The sequence below is a fragment of the Acidisphaera sp. S103 genome (genome assembly GCF_009765975.1).
In the GTDB taxonomy this organism is placed as follows: Bacteria; Pseudomonadota; Alphaproteobacteria; order Acetobacterales; family Acetobacteraceae; genus Rhodopila.
In genome coordinates, this window is sequence record NZ_LMUJ01000092.1 from 41,265 (window position 1) to 49,857 (window position 8,593).

The 8,593-nt window shown below is 62.5% G+C and carries 7 protein-coding genes; 3 read left to right on the forward strand and 4 right to left on the reverse strand.

Going from position 1 to position 8,593, the window contains the following annotated elements:
* Positions 1–13: 13 nt before the first annotated feature.
* A complete protein-coding gene (locus GSQ89_RS29870; protein ID WP_254073427.1) occupies positions 14–985 on the reverse strand; it encodes a DMT family transporter in 972 nt (323 codons plus the stop codon).
* A gap of 287 nt (positions 986–1,272) precedes the next feature.
* Between GSQ89_RS29870 and GSQ89_RS29875 the strand changes: the two genes are divergently transcribed.
* Complete coding sequence (locus tag GSQ89_RS29875) at positions 1,273–2,655, forward strand: ABC transporter substrate-binding protein (RefSeq protein WP_158931762.1); 1,383 nt, start codon at positions 1,273–1,275, stop codon at positions 2,653–2,655.
* Between the two features lie 176 nt (positions 2,656–2,831).
* Here the strand turns inward: GSQ89_RS29875 and GSQ89_RS29880 are convergent, their stop codons facing one another.
* From GSQ89_RS29880 to GSQ89_RS29890, 3 genes are all read right to left on the reverse strand, one after another.
* Complete coding sequence (locus GSQ89_RS29880; protein ID WP_158931763.1) at positions 2,832–4,094, reverse strand: ammonium transporter; 1,263 nt, start codon at positions 4,092–4,094, stop codon at positions 2,832–2,834.
* 183 nt (positions 4,095–4,277) lie between these two features.
* A complete protein-coding gene (locus GSQ89_RS29885; protein WP_158931764.1) occupies positions 4,278–5,078 on the reverse strand; it encodes a hotdog fold domain-containing protein in 801 nt (266 codons plus the stop codon).
* 153 nt (positions 5,079–5,231) lie between these two features.
* Entirely contained in the window at positions 5,232–6,131 is a 900-nt protein-coding gene (locus GSQ89_RS29890) for a VOC family protein (RefSeq protein WP_216856479.1), read from the reverse strand.
* A 165-nt stretch (positions 6,132–6,296) separates the two neighbouring features.
* Here GSQ89_RS29890 and GSQ89_RS29895 point away from each other — a divergent pair, with 165 nt between their 5' ends.
* Together GSQ89_RS29895 and GSQ89_RS38810 are read left to right on the forward strand one after the other, a co-directional pair.
* On the forward strand, positions 6,297–7,532 hold the full coding sequence (locus GSQ89_RS29895) for an MFS transporter (RefSeq protein WP_158931765.1): 1,236 nt from the start codon (positions 6,297–6,299) through the stop codon (positions 7,530–7,532).
* A 287-nt stretch (positions 7,533–7,819) separates the two neighbouring features.
* Positions 7,820–8,593, forward strand: a 774-nt coding sequence (locus GSQ89_RS38810; RefSeq protein ID WP_216856480.1) for a transposase, incomplete at its 3' end; no start/stop codon positions are given.

Below are 8,593 nucleotides of genomic sequence, written 5' to 3' on the forward strand. Positions count from 1 at the left end.
GCTAGGCAACCGCTTAAATCTGTGGATCGAAGCCGTCTGAGGTCTTTCGCTTCCGCGGCCCGAATATCAGCCGGGGCAGGCGTCCATCAATGCACGCCAGCCCGACGCCGATCAATGCCATGCCGCCGAAATGCCGAGGCAACAGTATCTCGCCCAGGAAGAGCGCCCCGAGCAGGATCGCGCTGACCGGGATGAGGAACGTAACCAGCAGCAGGTTAGTTGCTCCGGCAGCGGCCAAAATTTTGAAGTACAGCACGTAGGCGAGCGCGGTAGAGAGAAGTCCCACCCCTATCACGGCAGTCCAGGTCGCTGGATGGGGCATCGCCAGCATCCAGGGTCGGTCCACCAGCAACATCAGCGGCAGCAGCAACACGGTGGAGGCGCAGACCTGCCCCGCGGCGGTCGCCATCGGTGCCACGCCCAATCGCTTAAATCGACGCCCAAAAATCCCGGCGAAGGCGTATGTCAACGCCCCTGCCAAGCACGCGAGTTGCGCCATAACGCCCGTTCCCAATCCGGTCAGCGCATCCGGGCCGATCATGAATACAGCACCGGCAAAACCGACGGCGACACCAGAAGCCTTGAGCGGCGTCAGCTTCTCATCCGGCGTAAGCAGGTGTGCGACCAGGACGGTAAACAGCGGCGTGGTCGCGTTCAGGATCGAAGCCAGGCCGCTGGCAATGTGATGCTGCCCCCAGACGATCAGCACAAACGGAACGACGTTATTGAGCAGCCCCATACCGAAGAAGGCTATCCAAATGCGGCCCTCAGTCGGCATCCGTTGCCCGAGCAGGCGCAGCACGAGCAACAACGTGGCCGCCGCTACCGCCACGCGCAACCAGACCAGCGTGAAGGAGGGCAGCTCACGCACGCCAATGGCGTTGAAGAAGAACGACCCGCCCCACAGCACAGCGAGGGCGACTAGCATGGCCCACTCCCGTCCGCCCATGGCTGGCGTTGCAATATCGGCCTGGCTTTGGCTCATCATGGTTACCTTACACTGGTAAGGCAGCTTCAGCGATCAGGTGGCGAGATAACACTCCGGTTCTTGCCTCGGTATCCAACGACCATCGCGCGGACGGGTCCGGACTTTTGCCGATGACCAACATAAAATCTACAGCTTCCTGAGCGTCATTTGGTCAGCCTGTCTGCCCCAATACTTTGTTTGACTATTACGCTGTCCGACAATAATATTATATTAAGTAAAGGCTGTTGTTCAGGCCATCAGGGATAGTCGGCGAATCACCGACCGGTGCAGGGAGGAGGACGGCCATGACCAACATGGGCCGGCGTTTGGTGTTGTCCGGGGCAACAGGCCTGGCCGCAACGGGTGGTTTGTCGCGTCCGCATATCGCCAACGCCGCGGGCACTACAACGACGGTCTGGCAGGTACAAGGTTTCGTTCCCCAGGAAGACGAAGCGTTTCGCAAAACGGTGGCGGACTACCAGAAAGCCAGCGGCAATAAGATCGACCTCAGCGTCATGCCATTCCAGGCGTTGAACCAAAAAGCCATCTCCGCGATCACCAGCGGCGAAGTGCCGGATGTCATTTTTCATGACGCCCCGGCGACGATCCTGCCGCAAACCGCGCTGGACAATAAGCTCGAGGATGTGAGCGACGTCGTGGAGGCGCAGAAATCGAAACTCAGTGAGACCGCGTTGCTGAACTCGACTTTCTATAACGCCACCACCAAACAACGCAGCATCTATCTTGTTCCGGTCAAACAGGCGGTCGCACCGTTCCATATCTGGGGCGATCTGGTCACGAAGGCCGGCTTCAAACTGTCCGATGCCCCAAACACTTGGGACGCATTCTGGGACTTTTTCAAACCGGTGCAGACAGCGTTGCGCGCCAAGGGCATGCGCAAGCTGTATGCCATGGGAATGCAGATCACCACGGTCGGCCCCAATGACGGCAACGGCCTGTTTGCGCATTTCCTGATCGCCAACGGGGGCCAAAACATCGTCACCAGGGACGGCAACCTGCACGTTGACGACCCACAGGTCCGGGAGGCAGCGATCAAGTCGGTCGCCTATATGACGAACTGCTACAAGGAAGGATACATCCCGCTCGAGGCGCTGTCCTGGAATGATGCCGACGACAACAATGCGTACCACGAAAAACAGTTCGTGATGAATCTCGACGGCACTTTGTCGCCCGAACTCGCGATGATCAAGAACAAGAAGGCTTACTACGAGGAAGCGGTGGTGATGGGTTTGCCGAACCGCAATGACGGCACGCCGATGGCGGCCGTCCAAGGTGCGGGCGGCGGCTTCATCCCGAAAGGTGCCAAGAACATTGCGACCGCGAAGGATTTTCTCAAGTTCTTCATCCAGCCTGAGGTGATGAACGAAAACCTCAAGAATGGCCTGGGCCGGTGGGTGCCGACCATACCACAGATCGCCAGGGACGATCCATGGTGGACAGATACCAAGGACGACCCGCACCGAGCCACTTATGTGCGCGAAGCGGTGTTTGGGCCGACCTTTCCGGCCTTCGCGGGCTTCAATCCGGCCTGGGGTCTGGTCAACGCCGAGCAGTTGTGGGGCGTCGCGCATGCCGATGTCATCAAGAATGGGATGACACCAACCGCAGCGGTGGACAAAGCTTTCAAGCGTGCTGAAACGCTCTTTGCACGGTACAGGTTGGGTTAGCATGCCCCGGCTGGGGCGCCCGGAGAGTGTTCCTGCCCCAGTCTCCGTTTCAGAAATTTTTCTCCGCTGGCTTTGAAACCGCGAAGAAGACCAGAACCCGGGCAGTTTTTTGCGTAGTGTTTGTGGTTATTTAACCGGAACGGTGTGCGAAAATTCAAACCGAGACATGACCGCTGTCAGAACACCTGCTCGCCGTGCAGGACGATGTCCAGACCTTCCCGCTCCTGATCCCTGGTTACCCGCAGGCCGACGGTGGCGTCGGTGATCTTCAGCAGAACCCAACTGGCGAAGGCACACCAAGCGATGGTCGCCAGGACGGCGACAGCCTGCACGGCCAGCAGGTGCAAGCCGCCGACGGCCACACCGGCTGGGGCGTCGCTGGTTGCCGACAGGGGGCCGAAGGCGAACCACCCGGTGGCCAGCGTGCCGATGATGCCGCCGATGCCATGGACGCCGAACGCATCCAGGCTGTCGTCGTAACCCAGGGCGCGTTTCATCGAGGTTGCGGTCCAGAAGCACACGGCGCCGGCCACCAGGCCGATCGCCAGCGCAGGCCCGGGCAGCACGAACCCGGCCGCCGGCGTGATCGCCACCAGGCCCGCCACCGCGCCGGAGATGGCGCCGAGGACGGACGGTTTGCCGCGCAGGAACCATTCCGCGAACGTCCAGGACAGGGTGGCGCCGGCGGCAGCGATCTGCGTCACCAGCACCGCCATCCCGGCTCGGCCGTTGGCGCCCAGCGCGCCGCCGGAGTTGAAGCCCATCCAGCCGACCCACAGCAGCGAGGCGCCGATCACGGCGTAGCTCAGGTTCCAGGGCGCCATGTTTTCGTGGCCGTAGCCCAGCCGGCGCCCCAGCATCAGGGCACAGACCAGGCCGGAGACGCCGCAGTTGATCTCGACGACGGTGCCGCCGGCGAAGTCGGCGACACCCATGACGTTCAGCCAGCCGTTCGGGCTCCAGACCCAGTGGGCGAGCGGCGCGTAGACGACGAGCGACCAGAGGGTGAAGAACATCAGCAGCGCCGAGAACTTCATGCGGTCGGCACAACTGCCGGTGACCACGGCGGGGGTGATGATGGCGAAGGCCATCTGGAACATCAGGAACACGCTCTCGGGGATCGTCGTCGGCTGGGCGTGGGCGGTGCCGGCGCCGAGGGTGAACGGCTTGTCCCAATGATCGGCGAGGCCGTTGAGGAACAGGCGGGAGAAATCACCGATCCAGGCATTGCCGTTGGTGAACGCCAGCGAATAGCCGGCGACCATCCAGATCACGGTCATCACGGCGCAGAGGATGAACGATTGCATCATGATGGCGAGGACGTTCTTCTTGCGCACCATGCCGGCGTAGAACAACGCCAGTCCCGGCACGGTCATCAGCAGCACCAGCACAGTGCTGACCAGTACCCAGGCGACGTCGCCCGGAACAACATTCTGCATCGTTAGCCTCCCGATCGCGGGCGGCTAACTCAAGAAGCGTGCCACGAATGAAGGCTTCGGACGGCGGCTTGCGAGGCGGATTGCCTCATTATTGGGCGGCGCTTGTTGCCTTCCTGGGGGGCAGATGAACGCGGTTTGGTGATGCCGGGGACGAAACGGTGCTGCTTAATCGTTGGGCAGGGATTATGCCGCCTGCGCCAGTTGGCGGGGGTGGTAGATGGCCGTGTGAGTGGCCTGGACGATCAGTTTGGTTTCGTTGGCAACGACCAGGCAGTCGAGCTCCACCCATTTATGGCCTTTGTGCTCGTAGTTCTTGGTGATCCTGGCGCAGACGTTCAGGGTGTCGCCGACGCGGGCGAGGCCGAGGTTGCGCACCTTGCTGCCCATGTGAATCCAGGCCGGCAGGATCACGTTGTGGGACAGCGCCCAGTTGCAGCAGCGCAGAATGGTTCCGGGATTGATGATCTTTTCCCGAACATAGATCGGATCTGTCTCGAGGGTGTCGTGGATGTCCTGGGCGAGGAATTCCTCGGTGATGGTCAGCGGGTTCATACCGAGCCAGGAGCCGACGGGGAGGGTTTGTTCGTTGGCGGCGAGGCGGTCGGGTCGGACTGGGACGGATTTGTAGTCGGACAGCGCCGGTGCGGGCGGCAAATTGGCGGGTAGCGCGGCTCGGCCGGTGGCGCAGAGGATGCCCAGGCTTTGCACAGTCAGTTCCAGGCCGTCGGCGTCCTCGGTGGCGATGACTTCGGCGATTTCGTTGTCGTAGACGGGTTTGCCGAATCTTGCCTCGCCGGTGCCGCGTTCCAGCCAGGCTTTGCCCCAGCGTTGCAGGGGTTGGTGGGACATGTAGCCGTAGACGCAGACGCCGCCGACGAAGCCGCCCTTGAAGCCGAAGCGCTTAGCGGTGGCATCGTCGTGGATCTTGTTCTCCGACGCCTTGGCGGTGTTGTAGGAACGGACTTCGTAGTTCGGGAGGGACATTGGGGGGCTCCTGGACTTCAGAGAGGCGTTCGAAGAACGGCGCGCTTCCCTGAGATCCTTGGAGTCCCGGCCATCTGCGCGCGAACGGTTCCGGGGCGGATGGCCGGGACACGCCCGGCCATGACGATGACAGTGGTTAGACGATGATAGTGGTTAGTTCAGCGCCCAGAGACCGACTTCGTAGCCGGGGACGAAGTTGCGGTTGGTCATGTCCGGGTTGCGGTTGATGAAGGTGCGACCGAACATCGGGTGACGCATGCTGCGGGTTTCGTGCTCGATACGGAACAGCGGCTTGTTGGTGTCGACGTCGACGATATCCAGGAAGCGGTATTGGTGCTGGTCGGATTCCTCGGTGATCACGCCGCGTTCGAGCAGTTTCTTGTGCGGGCCGGAGAAGTCCACAAGGGTGATCTGGATGTGGTGGCCGTCGTATTCCGGCAGCGGCTTGGTGGTTTCGCGGTAGATGACCTTGCTTTCGGCCGAGGTGCGAGCCCAGGCAAAAGGACCGCGCTCGTCGCTGTCGACGCCGGCAATGCCGCCGAGGATTTCGACGTAGAACTTGGCGATGGCGGCAAGGTCGGTGCCGGCGGGGATGTCGAATTCCACGTAGGGCATGCCGACGCGCATCGGGCCGAACTTGTCCGCGTCGGGGGCGTGGACGCGAATGCGGTTGCCCCAGGGGCAGATGGCTTCGACGGTGTCGCCGGCTTCGCGGAAGCTGAATTTGGTGCCTTCGAGGTATTTCTTCGCGCCGTTGAGCCGTTTCAGGACGGCTTCGAGGTCCGGAATGACAAGGGCGGTGGTACCGCGAACGACTTCGCCTGTGCTCGCCGCGGTGGTGGGCAGGTGAAACTGGCCGCGGCCGACATTCACCCACATGTTGTCGAGTCCGGACATTAGATACGGGTCGCGGGTCAGGCCGAGACCCATCAGGTAGAACGCGATCGCCTTGCTCTGATCGGGCACCCTGACATTCACATGGCCGAGCTCGACGATGTTGCCGAGGTCCTCGGCGGTGCGGTCGAACGTCGGAGTCATGACGGCGGTATCCATCTTGTTGCTCTCCCTGTGTAGCGGTGTTCAATGCTGGTCCGCATCCTAGTCGTGGCTTTCTGACTGGTCCATCCCGGCGCGGCGTGCTCTGTATCCGGGATAAAATCGAGTTCAGGGAAACGTCATGACTCCGCCTGGCCGGACGATGGGGATATCCCCTTCGTCGTGAGTGCCGTTCTGTCTAACAGCGGGTTGCGCACGCTGCTTTCGTCCGCCGCGTTCCTGCGGCTCTGGTCGATCGGTAACTGCGTCAATACGATGCGGTGGTTCGAGGTGCTGTCGGCGGCGCTGTTCACGCTGGACGTGACTGGGTCGGGCTTCGCCGTTGCAGTGGTGTCGGCCGCGCGCACCATGCCGATGTTCCTGCTGGGTGCATTTTCCGGTGTGGTGACCGAAGCGGTGAACCGTAAATACGTGCTGGTGTGCGGGCAGATACTGGCGTGTCTGTCCTCGGCATCCGTTGCGCTGCTGGCCTGGGCGGGCGTAGCTCAGCCGTGGCATGTGGCGGCCGCGGCATTGGCCTCGGGGACCGTGTGGTCAACCGAGATGGCGACACGGCGGCGGATGGTGGGTGAGTGCGTGCCAAGCCATATGGTCTCGCGGGCGTTGGCGATGGACACGATGTCCAACTCCTTCACCCGGCTGCTGGGGCCGATGCTGGCCGGGGTGATCTACCAGCGGCTGGGGCTGGCCGGGTCGTTCGGTTTTTCCGCCTGCATCTATGCGGTGGCGGCGTTCCTGGGGTCCGGTTTGCGGTATCGACAGGACATCAGGCCGCTGGTGCTGGGCAACGTGCCGCGCGATCTGGCCGAGGGCGTGCGGTATGTCCGGGGCGATCTGATCATCGGCGGCGTGCTGGCGGTCACGATCGCGATGAACCTGCTGGGATTCCCTTACTCCGCGTTGGTGGCGCCGATCGGGCGGGAGGTGTTCCACGTCTCCCCTGCCCTGGTCGGCGTGCTGGCGGCGTCGGAATCGTTCGGCGGGTTCCTCGGCGGGGCGCTGCTGACCAGCCGGGAGCCGGCGATCAACGGCCGGGTGCTGATGGTGGGCGGATCGATCCTATACCTGGCCTGCGTCGTGGCGATGCCGTTGGCCCCGGGTTTCTGGATCGCATGCGGGCTGCTGGCCTTCGGCGGGTTCGGATCAGCGGCGTTCGCCAACATGCAGACGTCGCTGATCGTGTTGCATACACCCGCGCATATACGATCGCGGTTGATGGGGTTGCTGACGGTCTGCATCGGCATGGGACCGTTGGGGATTCTGCTGATGGGCACGGTCGCGGACTTCCTCGGGCCGATGCTGGCGGTCGATATCGTGGCGTCAACGGGGTTCGTTTCAGTGTGCGTGATCGGGGTTGTGTGGCGGCGGCGGGAGAGAGCCTACGCCTATCCGTCTTAGTATCCGACGCGAAATAACCGCTCGAGGGGAAGCACGGCTACCCCATACCATCATGGCGGGGGTGGCCCACCATCGGGGCCTTTTCCGAGATCAGCGCTGGAGGTGTGGATGGTGGGCCTGCCAGGCTGTGTGAAAACCTCAGCCGTCCGCCGGACCACACCGATATCGATCTAAATTGTTCGAACTGATCGGTAAATCAACATACAAGCCCGGTTTTCCCTAGCCAAAACACCGCAATTCGTAATAAAATCACGCCGTCGGTTCACGAGTGGGAAAGGGGCGGTTCGATGGATTTCATCGCCGGGGCGGATCGGCAACAACCCATGCTTCTGCCGGCGATGGTCGAAGACTATGTCAGCCCCGATGCCGAAGTCCGCGTGATCGACGCCTTCGTCGCCTCGCTGGACATGCGTTCCCTGGGGTTCGAGCGTTTCACCCCCGCCACGACCGGCCGGCCCGGCTATGATCCACGCGATATGCTGCGGCTTTACCTCTACGGCTACCTCAACGGCCTGCGGTCCTCGCGCCGGCTGGAGAAAGCGTGCCACACCAATCTCGAACTGCTGTGGTTGATGCGCAAGCGTGCCCCCGACTTCAAGACCATCGCCGATTTCCGCCGCGACAGCGGCACCGGGATCATCGGCGCCTGTCGCACCTTCGTGCGGTTCTGCCGTCAGGCCGGCCTGTTCGCCGGGGCCATCGCCACCATCGACGGCACCAAGGTGCGGGCCGTCGCCAGCATCAAACGGGTGATGACCAAGGAAGCCATCGCCGCCGAGACGGTCGCGTTGGACAACCGGATCGGCGATTACCTGCTGGCCATGGACGCGGCCGATGCGGCCGAACCCGATGCGGCCACCGTCCAGCAAATCCGCAAGGCCCTGCGGACGCTGCAAGCCAGGCGCGGCGAACTGACCGGACTGGCCAAACAGATGGTGGACGAGGCGCATGAGATCGGCGTCACCGGCGAGCACGAAGCCCGCCCGATGGGCAAGGGCACAGCAACCAAATATCCGTCCTACAACGTCCAGATCGCAGTCGATCCGCACAGCCACATCGTC